26 protein-coding genes, 1 tRNA gene and 1 pseudogene are annotated in these 26,760 nt (G+C 71.0%); 18 read left to right on the top strand and 10 right to left on the bottom strand.

Translation table 11 applies throughout. From position 1 onward, the window contains the following. Positions 1-446: 446 nt before the first annotated feature. The 4 genes and pseudogenes from OG788_RS22600 to OG788_RS22615 all read right to left on the bottom strand — a co-directional run. Positions 447-596, bottom strand: a pseudogene (locus tag OG788_RS22600) (site-specific integrase); the annotation flags it as partial. Between the two features lie 14 nt (positions 597-610). Next, entirely contained in the window at positions 611-1,801 is a 1,191-nt protein-coding gene (locus OG788_RS22605) for an HTTM domain-containing protein (protein ID WP_406373033.1), read from the bottom strand. Further along, the gene (locus OG788_RS22610) at positions 1,791-2,528 is read right to left on the bottom strand and encodes a DUF5819 family protein (RefSeq protein WP_406373034.1); all 738 of its coding nucleotides are present in this window, start codon (positions 2,526-2,528) and stop codon (positions 1,791-1,793) included. The genes OG788_RS22605 and OG788_RS22610 overlap by 11 nt, the downstream gene beginning before the upstream one ends. Positions 2,529-2,643: 115 nt before the next feature. Further along, the gene (locus tag OG788_RS22615) at positions 2,644-3,930 is read right to left on the bottom strand and encodes an ice-binding family protein (RefSeq protein ID WP_406373035.1); all 1,287 of its coding nucleotides are present in this window, start codon (positions 3,928-3,930) and stop codon (positions 2,644-2,646) included. Positions 3,931-4,438: 508 nt separating this feature from the next. Here OG788_RS22615 and OG788_RS22620 point away from each other — a divergent pair. Together OG788_RS22620 and OG788_RS22625 are read left to right on the top strand one after the other, a co-directional pair. Continuing rightward, positions 4,439-5,242: a TNT domain-containing protein gene (locus OG788_RS22620; RefSeq protein ID WP_406373037.1), complete on the top strand. Its 804-nt coding sequence runs from the start codon at positions 4,439-4,441 to the stop codon at positions 5,240-5,242. A gap of 25 nt (positions 5,243-5,267) precedes the next feature. Further along, entirely contained in the window at positions 5,268-5,639 is a 372-nt protein-coding gene (locus OG788_RS22625; protein WP_406373039.1) for a hypothetical protein, read from the top strand. 67 nt (positions 5,640-5,706) lie between these two features. Here OG788_RS22625 and OG788_RS22630 read toward each other — a convergent pair whose 3' ends face one another. From OG788_RS22630 to OG788_RS22640, 3 genes are read right to left on the bottom strand one after another with little or no spacing between them, the layout of a single operon-like run. Further along, the gene (locus OG788_RS22630) at positions 5,707-7,659 is read right to left on the bottom strand and encodes a copper resistance protein CopC (RefSeq protein WP_406373041.1); all 1,953 of its coding nucleotides are present in this window, start codon (positions 7,657-7,659) and stop codon (positions 5,707-5,709) included. Between the two features lie 42 nt (positions 7,660-7,701). Further along, the gene (locus OG788_RS22635; RefSeq protein WP_406373043.1) at positions 7,702-8,334 is read right to left on the bottom strand and encodes a GNAT family N-acetyltransferase; all 633 of its coding nucleotides are present in this window, start codon (positions 8,332-8,334) and stop codon (positions 7,702-7,704) included. Then, entirely contained in the window at positions 8,324-10,393 is a 2,070-nt protein-coding gene (locus OG788_RS22640) for a penicillin acylase family protein (protein WP_406373045.1), read from the bottom strand. The genes OG788_RS22635 and OG788_RS22640 overlap by 11 nt, the downstream gene beginning before the upstream one ends. A gap of 133 nt (positions 10,394-10,526) precedes the next feature. Here OG788_RS22640 and OG788_RS22645 point away from each other — a divergent pair, with 133 nt between their 5' ends. The 3 genes from OG788_RS22645 (at position 10,527) to OG788_RS22655 (ending at position 12,164) form a co-directional block, all read left to right on the top strand. Beyond that, on the top strand, positions 10,527-11,111 hold the full coding sequence (locus OG788_RS22645; protein WP_406373047.1) for an HhH-GPD-type base excision DNA repair protein: 585 nt from the start codon (positions 10,527-10,529) through the stop codon (positions 11,109-11,111). Positions 11,112-11,565: 454 nt separating this feature from the next. Next, positions 11,566-11,922, top strand: coding sequence for a hypothetical protein (locus OG788_RS22650; protein ID WP_406373048.1), 357 nt, complete (start codon positions 11,566-11,568; stop codon positions 11,920-11,922). 74 nt (positions 11,923-11,996) lie between these two features. Next, positions 11,997-12,164: a hypothetical protein gene (locus tag OG788_RS22655; protein ID WP_406373050.1), complete on the top strand. Its 168-nt coding sequence runs from the start codon at positions 11,997-11,999 to the stop codon at positions 12,162-12,164. Positions 12,165-12,248: 84 nt separating this feature from the next. Here OG788_RS22655 and OG788_RS22660 read toward each other — a convergent pair whose 3' ends face one another. Next, positions 12,249-13,931 (bottom strand): helicase HerA-like domain-containing protein, encoded by a 1,683-nt coding sequence (locus OG788_RS22660; protein ID WP_406373052.1) that lies wholly within the window; start codon positions 13,929-13,931, stop codon positions 12,249-12,251. Between the two features lie 105 nt (positions 13,932-14,036). Here OG788_RS22660 and OG788_RS22665 point away from each other — a divergent pair, with 105 nt between their 5' ends. Further along, a complete protein-coding gene (locus OG788_RS22665; protein WP_003999914.1) occupies positions 14,037-14,333 on the top strand; it encodes a type II toxin-antitoxin system VapB family antitoxin in 297 nt (98 codons plus the stop codon). A gap of 90 nt (positions 14,334-14,423) precedes the next feature. Continuing rightward, positions 14,424-15,086: a LytR C-terminal domain-containing protein gene (locus OG788_RS22670; protein WP_406373054.1), complete on the top strand. Its 663-nt coding sequence runs from the start codon at positions 14,424-14,426 to the stop codon at positions 15,084-15,086. Between the two features lie 52 nt (positions 15,087-15,138). On the opposite strand, the gene upp is transcribed toward OG788_RS22670, so the two are convergent. Beyond that, positions 15,139-15,774, bottom strand: a complete 636-nt coding sequence (upp, locus tag OG788_RS22675; RefSeq protein ID WP_351132133.1) for a uracil phosphoribosyltransferase — start codon at positions 15,772-15,774, stop codon at positions 15,139-15,141. Positions 15,775-15,912: 138 nt separating this feature from the next. Between upp and OG788_RS22680 the strand changes: the two genes are divergently transcribed. The 9 genes from OG788_RS22680 to OG788_RS22720 all read left to right on the top strand — a co-directional run bounded on the left by OG788_RS22680 (position 15,913) and on the right by OG788_RS22720 (position 23,044). Next, entirely contained in the window at positions 15,913-16,095 is a 183-nt protein-coding gene (locus OG788_RS22680; RefSeq protein WP_351551613.1) for a hypothetical protein, read from the top strand. A gap of 801 nt (positions 16,096-16,896) precedes the next feature. Beyond that, a complete protein-coding gene (locus OG788_RS22685; protein WP_351551640.1) occupies positions 16,897-17,439 on the top strand; it encodes a hypothetical protein in 543 nt (180 codons plus the stop codon). Positions 17,440-17,973: 534 nt separating this feature from the next. Then, positions 17,974-18,405: a tRNA adenosine(34) deaminase TadA gene (tadA, locus tag OG788_RS22690; protein ID WP_351551637.1), complete on the top strand. Its 432-nt coding sequence runs from the start codon at positions 17,974-17,976 to the stop codon at positions 18,403-18,405. A gap of 143 nt (positions 18,406-18,548) precedes the next feature. Beyond that, a tRNA-Ser gene (locus OG788_RS22695) sits at positions 18,549-18,633 on the top strand. Between the two features lie 481 nt (positions 18,634-19,114). After that, positions 19,115-19,294 (top strand): hypothetical protein, encoded by a 180-nt coding sequence (locus OG788_RS22700; protein ID WP_266760406.1) that lies wholly within the window; start codon positions 19,115-19,117, stop codon positions 19,292-19,294. Positions 19,295-19,444: 150 nt separating this feature from the next. Next, complete coding sequence (locus OG788_RS22705) at positions 19,445-19,738, top strand: Dabb family protein (RefSeq protein WP_356753260.1); 294 nt, start codon at positions 19,445-19,447, stop codon at positions 19,736-19,738. Positions 19,739-19,954: 216 nt separating this feature from the next. After that, entirely contained in the window at positions 19,955-21,016 is a 1,062-nt protein-coding gene (locus OG788_RS22710; RefSeq protein ID WP_406373056.1) for a SigB/SigF/SigG family RNA polymerase sigma factor, read from the top strand. 244 nt (positions 21,017-21,260) lie between these two features. Further along, positions 21,261-22,157 carry an RNA polymerase sigma factor SigF gene (locus OG788_RS22715; RefSeq protein ID WP_406373058.1) on the top strand — a complete coding sequence of 299 codons (897 nt, stop codon included), beginning with the start codon at positions 21,261-21,263 and terminating at the stop codon, positions 22,155-22,157. 50 nt (positions 22,158-22,207) lie between these two features. Further along, the gene (locus OG788_RS22720; protein WP_406373060.1) at positions 22,208-23,044 is read left to right on the top strand and encodes a hypothetical protein; all 837 of its coding nucleotides are present in this window, start codon (positions 22,208-22,210) and stop codon (positions 23,042-23,044) included. Positions 23,045-23,081: 37 nt separating this feature from the next. Here OG788_RS22720 and OG788_RS22725 read toward each other — a convergent pair whose 3' ends face one another. Continuing rightward, the gene (locus OG788_RS22725) at positions 23,082-23,282 is read right to left on the bottom strand and encodes a hypothetical protein (protein ID WP_351551595.1); all 201 of its coding nucleotides are present in this window, start codon (positions 23,280-23,282) and stop codon (positions 23,082-23,084) included. 420 nt (positions 23,283-23,702) lie between these two features. Here OG788_RS22725 and OG788_RS22730 point away from each other — a divergent pair, with 420 nt between their 5' ends. Continuing rightward, the gene (locus tag OG788_RS22730) at positions 23,703-24,209 is read left to right on the top strand and encodes a MarR family transcriptional regulator (protein WP_351551593.1); all 507 of its coding nucleotides are present in this window, start codon (positions 23,703-23,705) and stop codon (positions 24,207-24,209) included. A 21-nt stretch (positions 24,210-24,230) separates the two neighbouring features. Continuing rightward, a complete protein-coding gene (locus OG788_RS22735) occupies positions 24,231-26,756 on the top strand; it encodes an MFS transporter (RefSeq protein ID WP_406373062.1) in 2,526 nt (841 codons plus the stop codon). Positions 26,757-26,760 lie beyond the last annotated feature (4 nt).

Genomic DNA, 26,760 nt, shown 5'->3' on the forward strand with positions numbered 1-26,760 from the left:
GTTCCCTTGAGATCCTGCGTGTCTGACTGCGTGACAACGATCGCGCACGGCGGTACCACCAGGGACGTTCAGGTGCTCCCATCGCAAGTCGGTGGAACTCGCTTCCACGCCAGCGTCGCGCACTTCAGGGTTGCTTCGGGAGTAAAGGCGGTGCCGACGCGATTCGGGTTCTTGCGCGGTGGTCACCGCTGGTTGCTGTACAGCAGCGGTCTTGAAAGCCGTCGCGGTGCGAGCCGGTACCCGCATCGTCTACGACCGGCGCTTGAGTGCCTGCCCCAGGCGTTGGCCTTCGTTGTCCTGGTCCTTGTCCAGTGCGCCGATGGCCGTTGGCGTTCACCGCTGTACGCGTACCCCCTCTGAGCTGCCACGCGAACGCCTATGAACGATGTCGAAGGGCCCCACCGCAAGGTGGGGCCCTTCTTCGTTGTCCGTCTCGGATTCCGTCTCAGGGTCAAGAGCACGGTCGCCGCGGTGTGACGTGCGTCATGGAGGCGCCCGTCCCGGACACCCGCATCGCGAAGCAGCCGCTTCCAGACGTGGAAGTCCGCGTTCGGGCTCAGCGGTACAGCGACCGGTGAGGCGAAGACGTAACCCCAGCTCAGTTTGTGACTCAGTTGCTTTCCGGGGGGACTGGGGAGGACGTGGGCCCGGCGGCGAGCGTGGCGTCTTTCCGGTCCGCCGGAAGTACGACTCGATGCTTCGAACCGAGTGCGCCGGGTCCGCCCTGCGTAGGTACGGTTCCGGATCCCGCCGCTCGTTCGGGTACCGGCTGCCGGCCGTTCCTGCGCTGCGCGGCACGTCGGCAGAGGTGGGGCAGCAGGGTGTAGAAGCGGTCGGGAAGGAATACGGCGTCCGCGACGATCATCGCGCCGGAGAAGAGGGGCAGCCCCATGAGCACCGCGATGCCGAAGTGCATGCCCAGCAGCATGACGAGAACGGGGTACTTGAGCCGGCCGAAGAGCACGAACGGGAAGGCCACCTGCAAGAGCACGGTCATGTAGCCCGCGATCGCGATCAGCAGCGTGTGTTCGTCCACGAAGTGGGAGAGCGCGGGCCAGGGCCGGAAGAGTTCGAGGTTCAGGACGTAATGGAGAGCGGTGCCGCCGCCCCAGGAAGGGCCCTGGACCTTGTACAGGCCGGCTGATCCATAGAGAAGGCAGACCTGCGCTGCGATGACGAGCATGCCGCAGTTGTGCACGGCGGTGATCAAGGCGGTGCGGGATTCGCGGAGTTGCCGCGCGAGGCAGCTCCCTGCCGGTTCCGGCGCGCTGTCCGCACGAGGCGCCTTCAGTCGGGCTCTGCGCGCGTCCAGGGACCAGCGCCGGCCGCACGCGGTGAGGACGAGGTAGATGGACATCAGCAGGACCAGATTGTCGCCCCCGTCCGTCATGAAGATCGCGCGGGCATGGAACGAGCACACCACGACGGCGAAGAGGACGGACATGACCCGGGTTCGCCAGCCCAACAGGAACAGCGCGGACGTGACAAGGGCGAGCACGTAGCAGAACTCGAAGTAGGCGCGGCTGTCGGACAGGGTCAGGATGCTCCTCCATCCCGTCTGCTCGAAGAGCTCGCGTGCCAAGGCGGGCGTCCACGGTGAGTCGGGGCCCCAGATCTCGGCACGGTGCGGGAACTCGCGCAGCAGAAAGATCAGGTAGAGCAGCCCGTAGCCGATGCGCAGCACCGACGCGGCGTACAGGGACACCGGCCTACCGGTCAGGAGGTGCCACGCGGCGGTGATCCGGTCCGCGAGCCACCGCTCGGCGCCGAAGGGCGCGGCCTTGTCCGTCTCACTTTGCATGGCGGGTCACCTTCCACCAGGGCAGAAGCCGGTTCTCGACCGGCCTCGGCGGGCGATCGCCGGCCGCGGCGCCAGGCGCGGCGATCGGCCGTGTGACGACACGGAGCTGAACGAAGTCGAAGGTGCTGCCCCTGCGGGCGGCGACCCGGTCCGCGGCGATGTTGCTCAGGTACTTCTGCATCATCAAGGCGCGTTCCGTATGCGCCTTGTCGTCGCCTCCGTGCGAGTCGACGTAACCGGCCCAGGCACGGCGCAGCAGGTTCTGCGCCGTGTGGCTCGGGAACACTTGGTGCTCGACTGCAGAGCTGTCCACGGCGGTCAGGTCGAACCAGGGACTCGCCTGGACCGATCCGTCGCGTTCGGTGTGTGCGGTTCTCACCAGAATCTGCCGGTTGACGGATTCGGGGTCCGGGGCGAAAAGCCGCCAATTCTGCTCGAAGAAGGGGAACACCCACGCATTGATCTGCGGGCTGTATCGCTTGGACAGGGTGTTCGTCGGCGCTACATGAAGAAACACCAGAATCACGTGGACGACACTCGCCGCCAGGCACAGGACGACGGCAGTGCGCAGCCCGGCTCTCAGCGCACGGGCACATTTCGGCAATGCGGGCGTCGCGTCCGTAGCGTCGGGACCTTCCCGCGCGACCGGACCTGATCCGGAGTGCTGAACTGCCTTCACATCCGCTGAGTCAATTCCGCTCGACACCGAGCACCCTGTCTTTCTCATTTTCAGCTGCTCGCTCCGCGTTCCGCGCCTATCGCCACCGACGGCGCGCGGCGGATTCGATGAGAATCCCGCCGCGCGCCGTCATCCGGTGAGCAGGCTGACCGCAGTGCGCTGCCTAGCCCTCGTAGCTCTTGGAGTGGTGGTCGCCCTCGTAACCCTTGGGCACGTCGTCGTAGCCGTAGTCCTCGTCAGGCTGCTTGCCGTGGTCCGGCTTGCCGTGGTGGGCGTACTGCTCGTCGTCGACCTTGCCGCCGTGGTCCGGCTTTCCGTGACCACCCTGGTCCGGCTTCCCGTGACCACCCTGGTCCGGCTTCCCGTGACCACCCTGGTCCGGCTTCCCGTGACCACCTTGGTCCGGCTTTCCGTGACCGCCGTGCTCCGGCTTCCCGTGACCACCTTGGTCCGGCTTTCCGTGACCGCCGTGCTCCGGCCGGCCCGGCGCATGGCCGTGCCCGCCGCCGGGCCCACCGGTGGTGTTACCGGCCGTGTTCCCGCCGGTGGTGTTCCCGGCCGTGTTGCCCGCGGTGTTACCGGAGGTGTTGCCGGCGGTGACTCCGGACGTGTTGCCCGCGATGTTGCCTGAGGTGCCGCCGGTCGAGACGAGGGGTCCGCCCAGGACGCCACCGGTGATGAGGCCACCACTGACGAGGCCTCCACCAAGGAGCCCCCCACCGGTGGTCGCGCCGGTCGTCGTGCCGGTCGTCGTGCCGGTGGTGGTTCCCGCAGTCGTTCCACCAGTGGTGGAAGCCGCGCACCCGCCGAGGAAGATCCTGTTGTTGTTGAGGGTCACAGAACCTACCTGGGCCAGTAGCCGGCCCTCGACGTTCGTTCCCTGGTTCACGGTGATCGAGTTCCCGGCCATGAGCGTGCCCACGAAGCTGGTGGTGACGCCGAGCGACGCGTCTTGGCCGATCTGCCAGAACACGTTGCACGCCGAAGCGCCGTTGGTGAGGAGAATGCGGCTGGAGGTCGCGGTCGTCAGGGATTCCGGAATCTGGAACACCCAGACCGCGTCGGAGCTGCCCTGACCGTCCAGGATCAAGTCGCCGGTGATGCCGACACCGGCGGTGGCGTGGTAGACGCCGGGAAGCAGCGCCGGGCCTCCGCCGATTCCCGCCGGAAGCGCGAAGTCCTGCGCCTGGCCGGCGGCGTTGTTGTACGCCACGAGCAGGTCGGACTTGGCCTGGAGGGCGTTGGCGTCCGCCGCGTGCACGGCGCCCTGCACCAGGCCGGGCGGGAATCCGGTGATGGACGGGTTCGGGTGCGTTCCGAGGTCGTGGGCGAGCACCGAATTGCCTGTGTTGGTGACTCCCTGACCCGAAAGAACGGAGTAGCCGGCGGTTGTGCCCAGAGGTACGGGCAAGGCGATCGCCGACGCCGCGGTCGGCGTCAGGAAAACCATCGCAGCGGAAACGGTCACGGCGAGGGCCGAGGCCAGCAAGCCTGACAGAGTACGGCGATGACCTGCTTGGGGGATCTTCAGTTTCATCGAGGCCATTCCTGTGGGGGGCCGTGGCATACCGGGCCCTACCGATCACCCGGGAAGCCTTGGTGTTGCTGCCGCCGCATATTACGCAGAACTATTCCGGTGCCGATCCAAACGAGAGCGGGAAGGACGCAGTCCATTCGACCGGCGCACAGTATTGCGGAAATATGCCTATTCGCATTTCCGGCCATCACCACTCCCTCGAACGGAAAGAGTAGTCGACACCGCACTCCCCACTGCCGGACACCGCCGCAGCGGATTCGCCGGTCGGGCCGTTGGGGCGCGACCGCCGGGCGGCGAGTTCCCGGGTCTCCCGCGTCGGCCCGCCATCCGGCCGTACACCTGTTATCGCCTCTCGGGGCCTTGGCACAGATGAGTTCAAGGGCGCATACAGCGCCTTGGACCTTCTCGTCAGGAGTCTTCGTTGAGATCGTTTCGTTGGTCCGCGAGTCTGGCCTCGGTGGCCGGGCTCGCCGGTTCCGTGCTGCTCGGCACATTCGCCGCCGCTCCCGCGCAGGCGCAGACGCCGGCCGCCCCTGCCCTGACCGTCGCCGCGTCCGCGGGACCGGACTCGCCGACGTCGTCCGTCGGCACCACACGGCCCCAGGGAGGCGATCCGCGGGCGCCGCGGACGGAGTGCCTCGGGCTGGTGCCGCCGCCCTACGCGTACGCGACGCACTCGCCGTCCGTGTGCGGCGACTGGCGGTTCGGCCCGGTACACCTGCCCAGGACCGGCGTTCTCGGCGGCATCCTGAGCGGCTACCAGCGCTTCGGCCAGCTCACTCCCGTGGAGTTCCTGAACAAGTGGTGGAACCCGACGGCCGACTTTGGCCGGGGCGACTGGCGGTACCCGCCGGACCAGGGCTTCGCGCACAACAACACCGGGCAGGTCATCGCGGGCCCCGTGACGCTCCACCCGGGCGACCTGGTGGACCGTTTCGGCGACGAGTTCGGCAGGTACCTGGCACCGGCCGGAGCGAAGTTCGCGCAGCGCGCGCTGCCGCCGTCCAACCTCAACACGTCGGATCCCCGGTATCCGTACAACTACCACCTGTACCGGGTGGTGAAGGACACCGTCCTGTGCGCCGGGCCCCAGGCCCCGGCGTTCGAGCAGCCGGGCCAGGGCGTGCAGTACGTGACCTCCCCGGCGTTCTGCCCCAGGTCGGGGGTCGTGGACGGCTCCGTCAACGGTCTCCTGGCCAGCGGCAACATCCAACGCGCGAACTGACCGACCGGGAGTGAAGGCCGGCGCCATGGACAGGCACCAGTTGTGCGCGGCCCTGCGGGCCGCCGGGGTCGCGGCCGGGCGGTACGAGATCGCCGGCTGTCCCGGCGGTCCGTGGCCGGCGGACCGCCTCTTCCTGGCCGAACAGGACGGCCGGTGGGTGGTGGGCGTCCACGAACGCGGCCGGCGCGAGGTGATGCAACCGTTCCCGGACGAGGACGCGGCCTGCCGCTACCTCTACGGCCTGCTGACGGACGAAGGGCCCCGGCCCGTTCCGCTCACCCCCGAGGAGACCGAGCGGCTGCTGCACGACGGTGAAGCGATCCAGCGCCGGGCCCGCGAGCAACTGGACCGGGCGCTGAAAGCCGCCCGGCGGCCTCCCGCGGACGGAAAACCGTAAAAGGGCCGACCGCAGAAGGGCCCCACCGCCGACTGGTGGGACCCGACGGCTCCGGCCGCTCCCCGTCTCAGTCGATCTTCACGTTCTTCGAGACGGTGATCTGGTCGATGTCGGTGGTGCGGACCGTGACCTTCATGGTCCAGGTGCCCGGCAGCGGAAGGGTGAGGCCGTCGGAAGTCCAGTAGCCGCCCTTGTCGGTGACCTCCGCGTCGATCGGGCCGACCTTCTGTGATTCCAGGGTGAAGGTGAGACGCAGTTCGGGGACGGTCGCGAGGCCGCCGTCGGGGCCGATGATCACGGCCTGCACGGAGTTCTCGCCCACCCGGCCCGGCGACAGCTCGACCTGGACCTTGCCGTGCCCGCCGGGGGTGCCGACATCGAAGGGCACGACGGTCGTCGACGAGGTCGGCCGGTCCGCGGCCGCGACGGCGGCGGCGGTCTCCGTGGCCGCGCGGCCCGGCTGGGTCCCGGTCAGCATCGTGGTGATCACCAGCACCAGGATGCCGACGGTGACCTCGGCGAGCACCGACCGGCGCAGGCCCCGGTGATGAGCGGCGCCGATCGGTCCGTCTCCCCCTGCCTCCTGCCGGCCGTCCGCCCGACCGTCCTCCGGCGCCCGCTCGGCCGCGTCTTCCTGTCCGCCGCCCGAGCCGACGGCCGTGTCCGTGTCCGTGTCCCCGGCGGCCGTGCTCGCCGCGCCGGTGTCCTTGTCCACCGGCGCCCCGGCCGTCACCGCGACCGCCACCCGCTCGGCCGGAACGGCGACCGAGGTCTCCGAGGCTTCCGAGGTCGCCGGCACCGCCAGTCGGGCCGTCCACCGTCGCGAGTACGCGGCGCCCACCAGCAGCAGCGCCACCGCGCCGAGCTTGACGACCAGCAGCCTGCCGTACGACGTCGAGGTCAGTGCGTCCCAGGAGCCGAGGCCGCGCCAGGACTGGTAGACGCCGGTGGCCGCGAGAACGGCGACGGAGGTGAGGGCGAGCCGGGAGAAGCGGGTGACGACGGCCGGGGGGATCAGCTCGGCCGGACGGTAGAGGGCCGTCAGCAGGGCGGTCAGGCCACCGAGCCACACCGCCATGGCGAGCAGATGCAGCACGGAGGAGACCATCGCCACGGGCACCTGGATCCCGGCGGAGGCGTGCTCGGAGGCGGCCCAGGTGACCGCGAGGCCGAGCGAGAAGAGTCCACCGAGGACGAGGACACCGCGGCCGGCCTCCCGGTCTCCGGCCGGCGCCCGCAGGGGCAGGAAGGCCGCCGCGGCGAGCAGCGCCAGCCGCGCCACCAGCACGATGCCGGGCCGGCTCGTCAGGGTGTCCCGCAGGATCGCCGGGTCGAAGACCTCTCCCGGGCCGGTGCCGCGCTCGTAGGGGCCGCGCAGCAGAAGCAGGGCGAGCGTGGAACCGAGCAGGGTCCACCAGCCGGTCACCAGCAGACGCCGCACGGAACCCGGGAAGCCGCAGGCCAGAACGAAGGCCGCGGCGCCGATGAGCAGGGCCAGACCGCCGTACGCGGCGTATCGGGCGATGTCGTAGAGCGCGGCGGAGGCGGGATCGCCACCGGTGGGCGGCAGGGGCGCGGCGGTCGGGGAGGGTTTGCCGATGGAGAAGGTGAAGGCGCCGGACACGGGGTGGCTGTCCGCCGAGACGACGCGCCAGGCCACGGTGAACGTGCCGGTGCCGAGGCCGCGCGGCAGGGTGACGCGGGCGGTGTCGGAGCGGCCGTCCGCATGGCTCGGTTCGCCGGTGTGGACGCGCCGGTTCTCCGGGGTGAGCACGCGGAAGGAGTCGTCGAGCAGCCCGATGGACTCACTGAAGGTCAGGGTCACCTGGCGGGGTGCCGACTTCAGCACAGTGCCGTCCTGCGGGTCGGTGCTCGTCAGCGCGGCGTGGGCGGACGCGCCGCCCACGCCCCCGAAGAGCACCAGCGCCAGGACGCCGCCCAGCAGGGCCAGGGCACGGGCGCCGCGCCGCCGCCGGTCTCGCTGCCTGCTTCCGTTCACACGCCGTCTCCGTATCCGCATGTGCAGAGTCTCGGTTACGTACGGACGGGGGCCGCGTCCGGCTCACCTCCGCGCCGTCGAACCCTTCTCGAAGGCCTCCCGGGTGAGGAAGGCGAGCAGGGCGGGCTTCTCGGGCAGACGGACCTCGGGCAGGTCGATCTCGGGGAGCACGATCTCCCCGGCCGGGACGAAGCCCTGCCGGGTCAGGCGGGCGATGGCCTTGGCGTTGCGGGCGTCGGGTTCGACCACGGCCCGCTGCCGGTCCAGGCCCGTCAGCGCGTACGCCAGGAACGCGGCCAGCAGGGTGGACGACCAGCCCGGCCGCGCGCCGCCCCCGGGGGCCGGGGGTCCGATCAGCAGATGGACGCCGATGTCGCCGGGCCGGACCTCGTAGCACTCGCTGACCCGGTCGGCCTCGGGCTCGTACGTCTGGAAGAGCGCGGCGGGGACGCCGTCCTTGACCGCGAGGAAGGCGTGGTGGGTGTCGAGCGAGTCGAGGTGGAGGTAGGTCTCCAGCACCTGCTGCCTCGTGAACCCGGTCATGCCCCAGTACGCGGCGCGCTCCTCGGTGACCCAGCCGTGAAGGACGCCGAGGTCGGCGTGCGGGTCCACCGGCAGTACCCGGACCGTGCCGAAGCCGTCGACCGGCTGCTCGTGGACGGCCTCGCGGGCGTCGGCGTACGTCTCAGTCGTCATGGCTCTCCTTGGTCAGCGCGTTCCAGTCGGTGGTCACCGGGACGAGATCTCCCGCGAGCCACAGGGGGAGTTGGTCCCGGTGGTGGGCCGCGCCGGGAACGCCGTCGGCGCCGAACGGCACCACCCAGAGGCTGTTGTCCCGGTCGGCGAGGTCCCAGACGTACCGGGCCGCGGGTCCACGCGCGCTCAGGTCGGTGAGTCCGGGTACCGAGGACGTGCTCAGGACACAGTCGTTGTCGCCGGACAGGGCCGGTTCGTCGTACGCGGTGCCGGTGAGCGCCCGCCAGGGGGCGAGGCGATGGGTGTCGCCCCAGGTGCCGGACGCGGGCCGGGCGGCCACCTCCTCGACGGAGGCGCGCACCACGGCGTCGCGGTCGATGCCGTACAACTCCCGCTCCGTCAAAAGGTTCTCGAGGGCGAAGGCGACGCGCGGGGTGAGCGCGAGCCAGGGCAGGAAGACGGCCGGGTGGGCGGGCGGCTCGGCCAGGACGGCGAGGGCCGGGTGGGCCGCGAGCCGTCGAACGACCGCACCGCGCACCTCCGCGAACACCGCGGCCGTGGCGCTGTCGGCGTCCATGTGCCGGTTCCAGCGCAGGAGCCGGTCCCGGAGCTCGGCCGCGGGACCGGACAGTTCCAGTGCGGCCAGCCGGTCCAACAGGGCGGCGGCGGAACCGAGATGAGTGTCCATGTGGATGGCCGGCATGTCCCCCGCCGACCAGGTGTCGCCCGCGTCGAGCAACTGCCGGATGCGGGCGGCGCGGTGAGGCGGGGAGAACTCGACGCCGAGCGGGGCCGCGACGCCGCGCTGGTTCGCCATCACGGCGACGCCGTCCTCGACCGGGCCGTACGGCGTCGCGTGCCAGCCGGTCCACTCGTGCCCGGCCTCCCAGGCGGGCACCACCCGGGTGCGGTTGGCCGCGTGGCGGACCGGGACCCGGCCCGCGACGCGGTGCAGCAGCCCGCCCTCGGTGTCGGCGGCCTGCACGACGTTCACCGGCTCCGCCCAGGCGTCGAACGCCCGGTCCACGTCGGCGACCCGGCGGGCCCGCAGCAGCGGGAGGAGCGCGCCGAATCCGAGGTCACCCGTCACGCGGGGCGGACAGCGGAGGCTGATGGACTCCTCGGCACCGACGCCCCCGATCACCACGGGCCCGCGCGCCGTCTCGATCACCTCGACCTCGACGGATTCACCGCCGGCCACCTCCACCCGCTCCATGTGCCGCGCCGCGGCCCGCCACACACCGTCGGGATCGAGGGCCTCGACAACTCCGCCGTCCCTGCCGTCCGCGAGGCGCAGCCGCTCCCGGTAGAGGTCCTGGTAGTCGGCCATCGCGTTGGTGATCGCCCAGGCGACCGTTCCGGTGTGGGCGAAGTGCGCGATGCCCGGGACGCCCGGGACGGCGATGCCGACGACGTCGAACTCGGGGCAGGAGAGGCGGATCTGCTGGTAGACGCCGGGGTCCTCGATGAAGCGGTGCGGGTCACCGGCGATCACCGCCTGCCCGGTGGCGGTGCGTTCGCCGCTCACCAGCCATCCGTTGCTCCCGGCCGTGCCCGGTCCGTCCATGGCGAACAGCCCGACCGCGTCCGCGCCCAGCCGCCGTACGACCTCCTCACGCCACAGCTTGGCGGGGAACCCGGCGAAGAGGATGTGCGTGCCGAGCCAGACCCCCAGCGGGCTCCAGGGCTCCCAGCGCCCCGGAGCGAGCCCGCTCGCCGCGAACTCGGGTGCGCGAGCGGCGCCTTCGGCCAGCCCGTCGTTGACCCCGTCGACGTACGCGACGATCCACGCGGCGGTCTCGGGGTCCCGTTCCGCCAGGGTCTCGAAGCAGCGTCGCGCGGTGTCGCCGAGCCGGGCCTGCCGGGCGAACCGGTCCCAGCCGACGGCCTCCGCGCCGAGGAACGCGGCCGAGGTGCCCTGGAAGCGGTGCCGTTCGACCTCCAGTTGCCAGGCCCGGTCCACCGCGGTGATCCGGCCCTGGGCGCGTGCGAGTCCGTTCGCACTGCCGGCGCGCAGGTGCGGGATGCCCCAGGTGTCACGGTAGATCTCGGCGGTCACGGTCCATCCCCACTCTTATCAGGTTAGGCTCACCTAACTCACATCCTGGAGATCGTACGTGCGGGGCGACCGGCCGCCGAACCCGGGCGGCCACGACCGAGCGTCCCGCCCCCGCACGCGGGATCATCGATCCATGGACGTCACTCTTCACCTCGCCCAGCAGCCCGAGGCCGACGAACTGCTCGGCCGCAGCCCGCTCGCGGCCCTGGTCGGCATGCTGCTGGACCAGCAGGTGCCGATGGAGTGGGCCTTCGCGGGGCCGTACACGATCGCTCAGCGCATGGGGACGGACGACCTCGACGCGCACGAGATCGCCTCGTACGACCCGGAGGAGTTCGCCGCGCTGCTCTCGGCCAAGCCGGCCGTGCACCGCTATCCCGGTTCCATGGGCAAGCGCATCCATCAGCTGTGCCAGTACCTCGTCGAGCACTACGACGGAGACGCAACCGCCGTCTGGAAGGACGCCGAAACCGGCGACGAACTCCTCCGGCGCCTCAAGGAGCTCCCCGGCTTCGGTGCCCAGAAGGCCCAGATCTTCCTGGCCCTCCTCGGCAAACAACTCGGCGTCCGGCCCAAGGGCTGGCGCGAAGCGGCGGGCTCCTACGGCGAGCCCAAGTCCTTCCGCTCGGTCGCCGACATCACCGGCCCCGAGTCCCTGGCCAAGGTCCGCGCCCACAAACAGGAGATGAAGGCGGCGGCAAAGGCCTCCGGCAAGTAACCCGGTCCCGGGAAACCGGCGCTCACACCACCCCCGCCTCGGGCGCCGGCCCCCACCTTTCTTTCGCCCCCTCCGCCCCTACCCAACCCGTACCTGGGGCTCCGCCCCAGACCCCGCTCCTCAAACGCCGGAGGGGCTGAAATTGCCGACCCCCGGAGGGGCTGAAGAGGGGAGACGCACCCGCAGCCGAAATGCGGCCGGAGGGGCCGTGCCGGTACATCCCTGATGTCCGTCGCTTACGTCCGGATCGAGCAGCGGCTCCCGATGCGACTCACGTCTGATCCAGCGGCGACGGACTGGGATGTACCGGCACGGCCCCGACCCACCCACCGGACCGCAGGCACCCTCGGCAGGCACGGCGGCAGGCACTCCGGCAAGCGCCCGCCCTACGCCAACAGGGCGTATCTCCCCTCCGACACGGTGAGCCACCCGCCTCCGGTGGGACATCACGCTCATGAGCACCGCTCCGCGCCACCCACACCCCCGCCCGACGGGCGGCCCGTGGCTCCGGATCCTCGTGGTGCTCGTCGTCGCGATGCTCGCGACAGGCCCGCACCCGGAAGCGTTCACCGCCTCGGCCGCCCCCGCGGTCACCGGCACCACCGAGGGCGCCGCCGAGCACGACGTACTCGACACGGCCCTGCGCCCGTCACCCCGCCAGGGACACCGCGCACTCGCCGCACAGCGTCCCGCCACGGGAATCCCACCGCACCGGTCCGACCCGGGACCGGCACCGGCCTCGGCCGTACCCGCCCCCTCGCCCCTGACCTCCGTCCTGCACACGCTCCGCTGCGTGGTCCTGCGCTGCTGACAGACCCGGTTTCTCCGCCGAACGGCCACCGGTCACTCACCAGCGAACGCCGAACACAAGGACAGGACACACCCATGCCCAGCGACCCCTACGCGGTACTGCGCGCCCTCCTGCGCGCAGAAGCCGCCCGTGACAACGCCCCCGCCCCCGAGCCGAGCCCCCGCCCCGAACGGCACCCCGTCCCCCGCACCGGCCGGGACGAACAGGGGCCGGGCACGCCCCCGGAGGACCCGCGCGTCTGACGACCTGAAGCAGACAGCGGGCGACGAAGGGCGGCCGTCCCACCCGGGGCGGCCGCCCTCCGAGCGCCCCCCTGAGCCCTCCCTCTAGCGCCGCTTCCGAGCCGTCCCGAAGATCGACCGAGTGATCTCCCGCCCGATCTGCGTCCCCACCGACCGGGCCAGGGACTTGAACAGCCCGCTGCCGACGACCTGCTCGACGACGGAGGCGTCCTCCTTGGGCCGGCTCCGGCTCCCGCCCCCGGAGCGCGCGGCTTCCGGCGCACCCCGCCCACCCGATGACGGCGGGGCGGAAGAGGGCTGCGGGGACGGCGAGGGCGTCGGGGACGGCTGCGAACCGGAGGCTGCCCCGCCGCCGGCCGACGCCGACGTCAATTTCTCGTACGCCGACTCCCGGTCCACAGCCTGGGAGTACCGCCCGTACAACGGCGAGACCCGCACCGCCTGGTCGAGCGCGCCCGCCTCCACCGGCCCCATCAGGGACCGCGGTGCCCGCAGCCGGGTCGCCGCGACCGGCGTCGGAGCGCCCTTCTCGCTCAGCACGGTGACGACCGCCTCGCCGGTGCCCAGGCCGGTGAGGACCTCTTCGAGGTCGTACGGGGAGTCGGGGAACGTCTTCACGGTGGCCTTCAGCGCCTTCTGGTCGTCCGGGGTGAAGGCGCGCAACGCGTGCTGGACCCGGTTGCCGAGCTGGGCGAGGACATCTCCGGGGACGTCCTTCGGCGTCTGTGTCACGAAGAAGACGCCGACTCCTTTCGAGCGAATCAGCCGGACGGTCTGCGTGATCGCGTCGAGGAACGCCTTCGACGCGTCGTTGAAGAGCAGATGGGCCTCGTCGAAGAAGAAGACGAGCTTCGGCTTGTCGGCGTCCCCGACCTCCGGAAGGTCGTGGAAGAGGTCGGCGAGCAGCCACATCAGGAACGTCGAGAAGAGCTGTGGTTTCTCCTGCACGGCGGGCAGTTCGAGGACCGACACCACGCCCCGGCCGTCCGGCGCCGTACGCGTCAGCTCGCTCGTGTCGAACTCCGGTTCCCCGAAGAAGGGGTTCATGCCCTGCGCCTCGAACGCCGTCAGGGACCGCAGGATGACGCCGGCCGTGGCGGTGGACAGCCCGCCGATCCCCTTCAGTTCCTGCTTGCCCTCGTCCGAGGTCAGAAAGGCGACGACCGCGCGCAGGTCCTTGAGGTCGACCAGTTCCAGGCCCTTCTGGTCGGCGTAGTGGAAGATCAGGCCGAGCGACTGCTCCTGGGTCCGGTTGAGCTGGAGCACCTTGGACAGCAGCACCGGTCCGAAGGCGGTGACCGTGGCCCGTACGGGAATGCCGTGGCCCAGGCCGCCGAGCGCGTAGAACTCCGCCGGACAGCCGCCCGGCGTCCACTCCTGGCCGACCTCCCGGGCCCGCTCCTGGACCTTCGTCCCGGGCTCGCCCGGCGCCGAGATCCCGGAGACGTCACCCTTGATGTCGGCGAGGAAGACCGGCACACCCTGCGCCGACAGCTGCTCGGCGATCAGCTGGAGCGTCTTGGTCTTGCCGGTGCCGGTGGCGCCCGCCACCAGGCCGTGCCGGTTGAGCATCGGCAACGGGACGCGGATCTGCGCGTCGGGCAGGCACGTCCCGTCCCAGAGCAGCGCGCCCAGATCGAGGGCGGGACCCGCGAAGGCGTAGCCGGAGGCGATCTCCAGGGCTTCCCGCGGGAGCGCCGCGGCACGGACCACCTCTTCGGGAGCGGTCCCAGCGGCAGCCGAGGGCATGGTCTCGCTGTCACTCATCTCGGACCCCTGTTCCCGATTTGCGATGATTTACGGCATCTTTTCCAGCGTCGCACTCCGTCGCCATGGCTGCGCCCGGAAGGTCTTGACCGGTAGGCTTTCCGTGTGATCTTCAAGCGCATCGGAAACGGCCGGCCGTACCCCGACCACGGCCGGGAAAGCACCCGGCAGTGGGCGGACGTCGCGCCGCGCCCGGTCCGCCTCGATCAGCTCGTCACGACCAAGGGCCAGCTGGACCTGGAGACCCTCCTCGCCGAGGACTCCACTTTCTACGGCGACCTCTTCGCCCACGTCGTCAAGTGGCAGGGCGATCTGTACCTGGAGGACGGCCTGCACCGCGCCGTCCGCGCCGCGCTCCAGCAGCGCCAGGTGCTGCACGCGCGCGTCCTTGAACTGGACTAATGGCCACGGCTTGACCCCAATGGGTTGAACTGAACGCCGGGCAATGATCATTTAGTAGGCATCGGGGTCTCGGCGCATTACGCTGCGCCCATGAGCATGCTTACTCCCCCTGGCATGGGTGGCCAGTACCGGATCACGGGGGACAAGTACCCGCGGATGCGCCGACCCCGTGGACGTCGCAGGCTCGCGTTCCTGGTCGTCGCCTCCGTCACCGCACTCGGGCTGATCGGGTGGGGGACCCTGCAGCTCATCGACGTCTTCACGGGCGGTGGTGACACGGCCACGGCCGCGGGCGCCAAGGCCGACTGCGGCTCGAAGGTCACGCCCTCGGCGAAGGCCTCCGCGGCGTCCGCCAGGCTCGCGGCCGCCCTGCCCAAGCCCGGTCAGATCACCGTGAACGTCTTCAACGCGACGCCCCGCAGCGGGCTCGCCAAGGAGACGGCGGACGAGCTGAAGAAGCGCGGCTTCAAGATCGGCGACGTGGGCAACGCGACGGCCGCGTACGACAAGAAGGTCCCGGGCGCCGGGATACTGCTCGGTGCCAAGGGCGCCGACCAGGCCGCGCTCCCCGTCCTCAACACCCAGCTCTCCGGCGCCGAGCTGAAGACCGACGGCCGCGCGAAGGCCACGACGGTCGACCTCATCATCGGCACCGGATTCAAGGCGCTGACGAAGAAGGAGGACGCCGACCAGGCGCTGACCGTCCTGGCTCAGCCCAAGCCCGCGCCCTCCACCTCGAAGAAGAGCTGCTGACACCCGAGGCGCTCCGCCATCGCGGCGGAGCGCCTCCGGTGCCGCCGCGGAGTTACTCGGCGGCCCCGTACATGCGGTCCCCGGCGTCGCCGAGACCCGGCACGATGTAGCCGTGCTCGTTCAGGCGCTCGTCGATCGAGGCCGTGACGACGGTGACCGGTGTGCCCGCCAGCTCGCGCTCCATGACCTCGACACCCTCCGGGGCGGCGAGGAGGACCACGGCGGTGACGTCGTCGGCGCCGCGCTTGATCAGCTCCTGGATCGCGGCGACGAGCGTGCCGCCGGTGGCCAGCATCGGGTCGAGGACGTACACCTGGCGGCCGGAGAGGTCGTCGGGCATGCGGGTGGCGTACGTGGAGGCCTGAAGCGTCTCCTCGTCGCGCACCATGCCCAGGAAGCCCACCTCGGCGGTCGGCAGCAGCCGGACCATTCCGTCGAGCATGCCGAGGCCCGCGCGCAGGATCGGCACGACGAGCGGGCGCGGGTAGGAGAGCTTGACGCCCGTGGTCGGGGAGACCGGGGTCACGATGTCGACCTGCTCCGTGCGGACGTCGCGGGTGGCCTCGTAGGCGAGCAGGGTGACCAGCTCGTCGGCGAGCCGCCGGAAGGTCGCGGAGTCGGTGCGCCGGTCGCGCAGGGTGGTGAGCTTATGGGCGACCAGGGGGTGGTCGACGACGTGGAGACGCATGTCCACAACAGTAGCCGGGCTCCCGCCGCCCGCCACTGTCCCGCCCGGCAAGGCCCGTCCCCCGACATCACCCGTCCGCTGGCATCAAACCGCCCATCAGAGGGAAGGTGGGAGGGACGGACCTGGGGTGGTGTGCCAATGCGGAACCCGGAAGAGGAGACCTCCGAGCGGCTGGAGAGCGACGCCGAACGCAGGAGGCGACGGGCCCAGTTCCTGCGTGACCTGACCGAGGCACGCGAGCTGCGCGACCGGGTCCAGCCCCGCCGCGCCAAGACCGCCCGGCTGCGGCACGCCATGCGCATGCGCACCTTCCGCTGGTAGCCCGCCCGTCACGGCCACCACCCCGCGCGCGGCGGTGGTCACGACCACCCGCCCCGTGCGCGTCGCCCGGCGTCGTCCGACGGACAACGCGCCCGACGTCGGCCGTCGCGGGCCGACACGCACGGCGCCCATCCGCCCGCGACCGTCGCCAAGCCCACGCCCACACCCACGCCCACCGCTCACGTCGAGCCCAGTGGCACGCCCGGTGATCAGGTGACACGCCCACGCCGAGCCGCGTCCCGCTCGCACCGCAGGTCGCCAGGCCGCCCGGGGCAGTCGCCGGCACGCCCGCGTCGCCGTGGCCGACGCGCCCGCAGGGCCGACATCCCGCCCGTATCGCCACGGCCGCCCCGCCGACGAGGAATCCGGCGGCACGGCCCACCGTGCGTGCGTGACACGCCCGCACCACGGCCGGGGGCAGAGCCGGTGTGAAGGAGTGACGCGCCCGCAGCCCACCCGATGGCACGCCCGCCGTGCGGGGGATGACGCGCCCAGACCGCACTCGGTGGCTCGCCCGTGGGAAACCGGTCGCCCGGCCGCCGTGGAGGCGGGCCGCGGCCGTCCCACGAGGGGCGGTGCGGCGGCCGTGTCGGGCCGAGAGGTGCGTACGCAGCGCGGGCATCCGCGTACGATCCGCTGTTAGCGATCAAAGGAGCAGACACAGCAGGCCGAAGACGTCCCCTGAACGCTCTGTTTCTGCCACGATTCCGAGTGGGCGGGGCTCGGAGCAGCACTCCCCGCCCACAGCCTCCGCCGGGGGGAACCCCAACCGGCACGCCTATGACCAGTGGGAGAGTCACGGTGTACTTCGCCGCACTGCTCGCGCGCACCGAAGACGGGTGGCAAGCGAGCGATACAGAGCTCGACGATGTGGAGACCTTGTCGGATCTGACCGACCTGGCCCGTGAAGTCTCGGACGAGGACACGGTGCTCGTGCTCATCGAGCAGGAGGACGCGTGGTTCGGCGTCGTCCGTGTGGACGGCGAGGAGGATCCGCGTATCTACGTCTCGGACGCCGCCGCGGCCGCCCGCAGTTCGTACGGGGAGATCCTGCTCACGGACGAACTGCTGGGACGGGAGCCGGGCGACGACGACGCCGACCTGGACTCCCTCGACCTGGACGGTACGGAGGACGGTGAACCCGAGGACTCCGCGGACGACGACGAGGAGGAGCAGGGGAGCGTGTCCGGCGATGCCGTCTCGCACAGCCCCGTCGGGGACCGCTACATCCTCGCGGACCTCGGAGTGAGCGAGAGGGAACTGCTGGCCCTGGACGAAGGCGACGCGCTCAGCACGATCGCCGACGCGCTGGGAGCGGCAGAGGTCCTGGAGACCGTGCGCTAGGCGCCCCGAAGGTGGACCAGGCCCTCACATCGGCGGGCCTGGCCCCTGCACGGGCGGCCCCGGTCCTCGCACCAGTGCGCCCGGTCCTCGTACCAGCGGCTCAACCCCTCTTACCGGCGGGCTCGGCGCTCATGTCAGTGCGCTCGGCCCTCGTACCGGTGGGCTCGGCGGCCCTCACGCCAGCAGGCCCGTCCGGCCGCCGGCCCGCGGGCTCGCCCCTCGTGCCCGCGGGTCGGCGTGCCGTCGCGCCGGCGGCGGAGCCGTTGCCTCGGCCTCCCGCCCCGGGGCCGGAGGCCGAGTACGCCTCCGTGCGGGCGGCGGGCGGGACCGGGACGCCGGGGCGGGTGCCTGTCTTCGGCTCCCGAGGAGGCGGGAGCCTGCGATCGGCTCCCGACGGGCGGATGACTGCCGTCGGCTCCCGACGGGGCCGTGCCTGTCGTCGGCTCCGGGGGATTCCGCTAGGTTCCCCGGGTGAGCACCCCCCACCAGGTACCTCGGCCGCCCGATCCCGTACGCGATCCATGGCGGGCACCGATGCGGCTCGCTCTGGACGAGGCACGGCTGGCCGTTCGGGGCGGGGACGTTCCCGTCGGCGCCGTCGTGCTGGCCCCGGACGGTACGACCGTGCTCGCCGCCGGGCACAACGAACGCGAGGCCACCGGGGACCCGACGGCGCACGCCGAGGTCCTCGCACTGCGCCGGGCCGCCGCGCGGCTCGGTGAGTGGCGGCTGTCCGGCTGCACGCTCGTCGTCACCCTGGAGCCCTGCACGATGTGCGCGGGCGCGCTCGTTCAGTCCCGTGTCGAGAGGGTCGTGTACGGCGCGCGCGACGAGAAGGCGGGCGCGACCGGCTCCGTCTGGGACATCGTCCGCGACCGGCGGCTCAACCACCGGCCCGAGGTGATCGAGGGCGTCCTCGCCGAGGAGTCCGCCGCACTGCTCACCGAGTTCTTCCGCGACCGCTGACCGAGCCCGGGCGCGCTCCGAGCGAGCTCCACCGGGCTCCGGCCGAGTACCGGCCGACCGTCCGGCCCACGTCCCGCACGGAACGCCCGGAGCCGCCGAAACGGATTTCAGACCACGGCCCACCTTGGGGTAGGGTCTCCCTCGGTAGCGTGTCCGAGCGGCCGAAGGAGCTCGCCTCGAAAGCGAGTGTGGCGCAAGTCACCGAGGGTTCAAATCCCTCCGCTACCGCTTCTGAAGGGCCTCGTCGAAAGACGGGGCCCTTCGTGCGTTCCGAGGGCGGGGACTTCGTACGGCTCCGGGTACGGGTACGGGTACGGGTACGTCGTACGGCTCCGGGTGCGGAAAAGCCCCGGCGCCGCTCAGTCGCCGGGGCTTTCCGCACCCACAAGGGTTCTCCGCTCCCACAGAGGACGGGGGAAGCGGCGCCATCGGGGACGCCGCTTCCCCCGATGGGAAGGACCCACAAGTCCACGCCGCCGTCTCGGGGGGAAGCCTGCGGCGAGGACCCCGCAGTGAGGTCCCTCCAGGCCCCGGGGACTCCTGACGATTCCGCCGGGGCTCCCTTCCATCCTGCGCCGCCGGGGCGCCGTTCCGGCCCGGCAAAAGACCTCGACCAGCGGGCCGTTGGTCCTTAAAGGCGGCGTGAAGGTTACACTCACCGCCGGCAACAGGGGGCCCACCGGGCGCAGGAGTCACAGGGGAGGCCGCGATGGCGGTGAATTCGAAGAAGATCGCCATCTACATACTCGTGGTCTTCGTGCTCTACGTGATCATCACGGATCCGGCCAAGGCCGCCGATTACGTCCAGATAGGCTTCGAGGGCATATCGAGCGCCGCTCAGGCGGTCGGCGACTTCATGAGCTGGATCGCCGACGGAGCCCAGAACTGACGCCCGGCGCCGACGCCCGCACGGCAGGGTCCCGCACGGCGGACCCCGCAGGACGGGCCCCCGCGGCAGTGATTCCGCGCGCCCCACGCCGAGCGGGTGTGACGGGCGAGGGCGCGACCGAGTAGAGAACCGCACCACCAGGGAGTGTCCGTGATCCGCCATCTGGTCCTCTTCAAGCTCAACGACGGTGTCCGGCGCGACGAGCCCCGCGTCGTCGAGGGCGTCGCCGCCTTCCGCGCGCTCGGCGAGCAGATCCCGGAGCTGCGGTTCTGGGAGTGCGACTGGAACATCACCGACCGGCCCATCGCGTACGACTTCGCGATCAACTCCGCCGTCGAGGACACCGACGCCCTCAAGCGGTACCTGGAGCACCCGGCGCACCAGGCCGGCGTCGCGCTCTGGCGGGAGTTCGCCACCTGGGTGATCGCCGATTACCCGTTCTGATCGTTCTTGATCGCACGCTCTTCCGCAGCCCCTGACCGCGACCGGTCAGGGGTTTTCACCGTCCTACGGCCCGAATCGCCTCCAACTCGGCTCCAACACGGCGTTATGCGGTGCTTGCACACAGTGCACATGTCTTGTGATGCTATGACCGCTTTTGACGGATGAGTTGACGGATACGTTGACGGATCGTTGACGAATGAAGAGGTGGCGTTGACCGTGTCGGCCAGTACTGCGCCGCCCCAGGAGGAAGCCCCGGCCACGGCCCCGGCACCGGCCCTCACGCCCGCCCCGGCCCCGGCCTCGCCCCCGGCGCAGACCACGGCACCGAACGCCGCACCGAACGCCTCCACGAGTGCCCCGACGAGCCCCGGCCCCTCACCCGGCCCGGAAGCCGGCCCCGCACCGGACCCCGTACCCGGCACCGCACCCGGCCCCGTGTCGGATCCCGCACCCGGCCCGGCGTCGGGCTCCGCGCCCGGTCCCGCGCCGATCCAGGAGGTCACGCAGGAGCGGCGCCGCGGTGCCGACACCCGGGCCCTCACCCAGGTGCTCTTCGGTGAACTCAAGACGCTGGAGCCGGGCACCCCCGCGCACAACCGGGTGCGCGGCGCCCTCATCGAGGCGAACCTCCCGCTCGTCCGGTACGCGGCGGCCCGCTTCCGCTCGCGCAACGAGCCGATGGAGGACGTGGTCCAGGTCGGCACCATCGGCCTGATCAACGCGATCGACCGCTTCGACCCGGACCGCGGCGTGCAGTTCCCCACCTTCGCGATGCCGACGGTCGTCGGAGAGATCAAGCGGTACTTCCGTGACAACGTTCGCACGGTCCACGTACCGCGCCGGCTGCACGAGCTGTGGGTGCAGGTGAACAGCGCGACCGAGGACCTGACGACCGCCTTCGGGCGCTCGCCCACCACCGCGGAGATCGCCGAACGGCTGCGCATCAGCGAGGAGGAGGTGCTCTCCTGCATCGAGGCGGGACGGTCGTACCACGCGACCTCCCTCGAAGCGGCCCAGGAGGGCGACGGACTGCCGGGACTGCTCGACCGGCTCGGCTACGAGGACCCCGCTCTCGACGGGGTCGAACACCGCGACCTCGTACGACATCTGCTCGTACAGCTGCCCGAACGGGAGCAGCGGATCCTGCTGTTGCGCTACTACAGCAATCTCACCCAGTCGCAGATCAGCGCCGAGCTGGGAGTCTCCCAGATGCATGTGTCAAGGCTCCTCGCCCGTAGCTTCGCGCGTCTTCGATCCGCAAACAGGATCGAGGCGTAACCGAAAAGAGCGAATCGCTCAAGCTCGCATTTTCTGTCGTTTCAGTGCTGAAAAACCGTCAGACCCCCTTTTTCCAGGGCCGATCCACCCTCTCCATGTCGACATGTCACTACAGCGTGTTGCCGACATGTGACATTCTTCCGGAAGCGCGTTTGCCGCGGCCTCGCCTCCGGTATTCAGGTGGAGGCTGCGTTCCTCCGACGGGAGCGATTGCCGCGACCGTCCGCGACCCAAAGGGGGTGGCATGTCCGCAGATCAGGGCAGCTCGAAGGTGCTCACGCTCACGAAGAGCGACACAGCGCCCGAGGCGCACGCCGCGCTTCACGATGTCCCTGCCGCCGAGGCCCCGGAAGCCGTTCTGGTCCCCGAGTCCTCGGGCGCCATCGACACCCGGACCCTGTCCCGCTCCCTCTTCCTGCGGCTCGCCGCACTCGCCGAGAACAGCCCGGAGCGTGCCTACGTCCGGGACACGCTCATCGAGCTCAACCTCCCGCTCGTCCGGTACGCGGCGGCCCGCTTCCGCTCCCGCAACGAACCGATGGAAGACATCGTCCAGGTCGGCACCATCGGCCTGATCAAGGCGATCGACCGCTTCGACTGCGAACGCGGCGTCGAGTTCCCGACCTTCGCGATGCCGACGGTCGTCGGCGAGATCAAGCGGTTCTTCCGTGACACGTCCTGGTCCGTCCGCGTTCCGCGGCGCCTCCAGGAGCTGCGGCTCGCTCTCACCAAGGCCAGCGACGAGCTCTCGCAGAAGCTCGACCGTTCGCCGACGGTCGCCGAACTCGCCGCCGTTCTCGGGGTGTCCGAGGAGGACGTGGTCGACGGCCTCGCCGTCGGCAACGCGTACACGGCGTCGTCGCTCGACTCACCCGCCCCGGAGGACGACGGCGGCGAGGGCTCCCTCGCGGACCGCCTCGGCTACGAGGACACCGCCCTGGAGGGCGTGGAGTACCGCGAGTCGCTCAAGCCGCTGCTCGCCAAGCTGCCGCCCCGCGAGCGCCGGATCATCATGCTCCGCTTCTTCGCGAACATGACCCAGTCGCAGATCGGCGAGGAGGTCGGCATCTCGCAGATGCACGTCTCCCGCCTCCTCACCCGCACCCTGGCCCAGCTGCGGGAAGGCCTCATCTCCGACTGACCACCCCACGCGGGGTTCATAATTGACGGATCGTCAGCCACACTGGCGCGATGCGTCACGAGTCGATACGCGGTCGCCGAGGTGCCCTGGTGGGTGCCTCGGCGGCCGTGCTGTGTCTGGGCGGAACACTGGCCGCGTGCGGCGGCGACGGGAGCGGCGGCGGCTATGTCGCCGTCGGGGCCGCGGGTGGATCTCCGCGGGCGTCAGGGGCCGCGGTGGCGCCTTCGGGCGAGGTGTCCCTGGTACCGCTGCGCGGCACGGCCGCGGACGGCTCCAACGCCGCCGAGAACAAGGGGAGTTCCGACACCGGCACGGCGGTCACCGGCGATCCGGGCTCGCTCCCGGCCGACGGCGACGGTGGCCCGGGGAGCCCGGACGCGCCCAGCGGTGGTCCGGGAGGCGCGGGCGGTTCAGGGGCCGACGACGGCGGTACGGAAGGGACGGGGACCGGCGGCGCCGGCGGGTCCTCGTCAGCCTCCGGTGGCGGGTCCTCCGCGTCCGGCGGCGACTCCGGCCGGACGGACGGGAGTTCGGGGCATTCCTCCGCGCCGCCCGCGCCCGGGGCCACGGCGAGCGCCGGGCCCGCCGTACTCGGCGTGAGCGACACCTCGCGCGCGGCCGCCGATCATCGGTGGTGCGAGAAGGTGACCGTCTCCTTCCGCAACACCGGTGGTACAACGGTGCGTTCGGGCACGGTGACGTTCGGGACGCACATCATCGGGTCGCTCGGGATCGACTGGGCGACGATCGGGTCGACCGAGACCCTTCCCGCGCCGATCGCCGCCGGCGCGAGGAAGAGCAGGACCTGGACGGTGTGCGTCGACGCGTGGCGCGTGCCGCTGGGCATGCACATCGAGACGCGGGACGTGTCCGTCCGGTGGAAGTAGGGCGCGGCCGGTGGAAGTAGGGCGCGGCCCCGCTCGGTTACTTGAGCGCGAGCCAGGCCACCGCGACGACGACCACGACGGCGAGGACGACGCCGACGATCAGACCCACGCGGGGACCCGCGGGAGCGGCCGCCGCCTGCTGCTGCCGGCCCTGGGGGGCCTCGTCGACGAACGCACGGAACATCTGGGTGCTGCCCGCGGGGTCGTAGTTGCCCTCGGGGCCCTGGGTGTTTGCCATAGGGCAGGACCCTAGCGAATACGCGGGGACTGCCCAAGTGCAGGGTTCCGCTTCACGCCGATCACGACGTGCCTTCACGCGGCTCACGACGCGCCTTCACTCCGACCGCGAGGCGCCTTCACACCGGCGCCCGCCCGTCACACCGCCCGCCCTGGCCTCTCACCCGGTGAACCTCGCGAGCCCCCCGGCCGGCCCCTCCTGTCGGCCGCGCCCCGGAACCGGACCTCGCCGGATGGCGCGTCCACCCGGACCGGGTGCACCACCCGACGAGCGAAGGGCCGGCCACCGACTCCCACCTGCGTGTTTACATTCGCCAATGCTTGCCTTTGCCAAGTTTTTATCCCTGAAGCACCGAACTCGTTTGCCTGCAGCAACCAACTGCTTTTATGGTTGCCCCAAGCAACGAATACAGGGGGTGCGATGGCAGAGCAGGCGCAGTACGAGGAATTGGCTCGCCGCCTCAGTGCCATCGGTGCCGTGAAGAGGGACATGGGACGGATCCTGCCGCCCGACTGCCCCGGAGGCTCCGCCGCCGTGCTCACCCTGCTCGGCCGGTACGGCGAGATGCGGATGAGCAGGCTCGCGGAGCTGCTGTCCGTGGACATGTCGGTGACCAGCCGCCATGTCGCGCATGTCGCCGACCGGGGCTGGATAGAACGGTCCCCCGACCCGGCCGACAAGCGCTCACGCATCCTGCGTCTCACCGACGCCGGCCAGGAGCAGCTCGACGAGCTCTCCCTGCGCACATCGCGGCTGCTCGCCGACCGGCTGAGCCATTGGTCCGACGACGAGGTCGGACTGCTCATCGAGCTGATGGGCCGGCTGCGCGAGAGCTTCGGCGACTGCCGCTCCACGCAGCGGACGCCCGCGCCCCCTCCCCCGTATGCGACAGACGTATCAGAACTGACCACCCGTACACCCGCGTAAGTACGTAAGAAAAGGAACCCCATGGCAACGACCACACCAGCCGGTGTGCGGGGCTCTCACGCCAAGCACGGAGGCGCCGCCGACGGCGCTCCGATGACGCACCGGCAGATCATGGAAGCGCTCTCCGGGCTGCTGCTCGGCATGTTCGTCGCGATCCTGTCGTCGACGATCGTCACCAACGCGCTCCCCGAGATCATCGGCGACCTGGGCGGCGGCCAGTCCGCCTACACCTGGGTCGTCACGGCCTCACTGCTGGCCATGACCGCGACCACGCCCCTGTGGGGCAAGCTCTCCGATCTGTACAGCAAGAAGGCGCTCGTACAGATAGCTCTCATCGTCTACGTGCTGGGATCGGCCGCCGCCGGGCTGTCCCAGAACCCCGGCATGCTCATCGCCTGCCGCGTGGTCCAGGGCATCGGCGTCGGCGGTCTGTCCGCCCTGGCGCAGATCGTGATGGCCGCGATGATCTCCCCGCGCGAGCGCGGTCGCTACTCCGGCTACCTGGGCGCGACGTTCGCCGTCGCAACCGTCGGCGGTCCGCTGCTCGGCGGTGTCATCACCGACACGAGCTGGCTCGGCTGGCGCTGGTGCTTCTACGTCGGTGTGCCGTTCGCGGTCATCGCGCTGATCGTGCTCCAGAAGACCCTGCACCTGCCCGTCGTGAAGCGGGACGTGAAGGTCGACTGGGCCGGCGCGTTCTTCATCTCCGCCGCGGTCTCCCTGCTGCTGCTCTGGGTCACCTTCGCGGGTGACAAGTACGACTGGGTCTCGTGGCAGACGTACACGATGGTCGCCGGCGCGATCGTCCTCGGTGCGCTGTTCGTGCTGGTCGAGTCCAGGGCCAGCGAGCCGATCATCCCGCTGCGGCTGTTCCGCAACCGCACCATCACCCTCTCCTCCCTCGCCTCGCTCTTCGTGGGCGTCGCGATGTTCACCGGCACGGTCTTCTTCAGCCAGTACTTCCAGCTGGCTCGGGACAAGTCCCCGACGATGTCGGGCGTCATGACCATCCCGATGATCGCCGGCCTGTTCATCTCCTCCACGGTCTCCGGCCAGGTCATCACCAAGACCGGACGGTGGAAGTACTGGCTGGTCAGCGGCGGCTTCCTGGTCACCGCGGGCCTCGGCCTGCTCGGCACGATCCGCTACGACACGGCCTACTGGCACATCGCGATCTTCATGGCGCTGCTGGGCCTCGGCATCGGCATGATGATGCAGAACCTGGTGCTCTCCACGCAGAACCAGGTGGCTCCGGCCGACCTCGGCTCGGCCAGTTCCACGGTGACGTTCTTCCGTTCCCTCGGCGGTGCGATCGGTGTCTCCGCGCTCGGCGCGGTCATGGCCAACCGGATCACCGACTACGTGAAGGACGGGCTGACCGACCTCGGCCCCAAGTACGCCTCCCTGGGCTCGGGTTCGGACTCCAGCTCCAGCATCCCGGACATGGACAAGCTGCCCGCGCCACTGCGCACCGTGATGGAGAGCGCGTACGGCCACGGCATCGCGGACGTCTTCCTGATCGCCGCGGGCATGGCGCTGATCGCCTTCCTCATCGTGCTGTTCATCAAGGAGGTCCCGCTGCGGACGTCCGGCGCGATGGCGCAGGCCGCCGCGGAGAAGTCCGGGGAACCGGTCACCGAGGCTCCCGTCGCCGAAGCCGTCGAGGCCGCGGCCACCGCGGCCCTCGCCCCGGCCGTCGACACCACCGAGGCGGCCCCCGAGGGCACGCAGCGGCTCGCCGCCGTCGCCACCGCGACGAGGGAGGGCACCCAGCAGCCCGCGTCCGGCGGCATCACGGTGCACGGCCAGGTCCGTGGCGCCGAGAGCGCGCCCGTGCCGCAGGCCGCGGTCACGCTGATCTCACCGGCGGGACGGCAGCTCGGCCGCTCGGTCGCGCAGGCCGACGGTTCCTACGCCGTGGACGCGCCCGGTGTGGGCTCCTACGTCCTGATCGCCTCCGCCGACGGTTTCCAGCCGCAGGCCTCGACGATCGTCGTGAACGACGAGCCGCTCGCGTACGACATCCTGCTGAGCGGCACCAGCGGGCTGAGCGGTGTCGTCCGGACGGCCGAGGGCGGTGACCCGGTCAAGGACGCGATGGTGATCGTGACCGACGTCCGCGGTGATGTGCTGGCCTCCGGAACCACCGGTGAGCAGGGCGAGTTCGCCTTCGCCGAGCTGGTGCCGGGCGTCGTGACGGTCGCGGTGAACGCCGCGGGTCACCGGCCGCGGGCGCTGCCCGTCGAGGTCGGCGGCACCGGGGTCACCCGGATCGAGGTCGACCTCGACTCGGGCGCCCAGGTCCAGGGTGTCGTACGGGCGCCGCACGGCCCCCTGTCGGACGCCCGCGTGACGCTCGTGGACGCGGCCGGCAACGTGGTCGGCACGGCCAGGACCGGCGTCGACGGCGCCTACGCCTTCACCGACCTGGACGGCGGCGAGTACACCGTCATCGCGGCGGGCTATCCGCCGGTGGCGACCGCGCTGACCGTCGGCGGCCGTGGCGTGGACGACCACGAGATCGAACTCGCCCACCCCGGCGAGTAGTCCG

This window comes from Streptomyces sp. NBC_00647 (genome assembly GCF_045207245.1).
Lineage (GTDB): Bacteria > Actinomycetota > Actinomycetes > Streptomycetales > Streptomycetaceae > Streptomyces.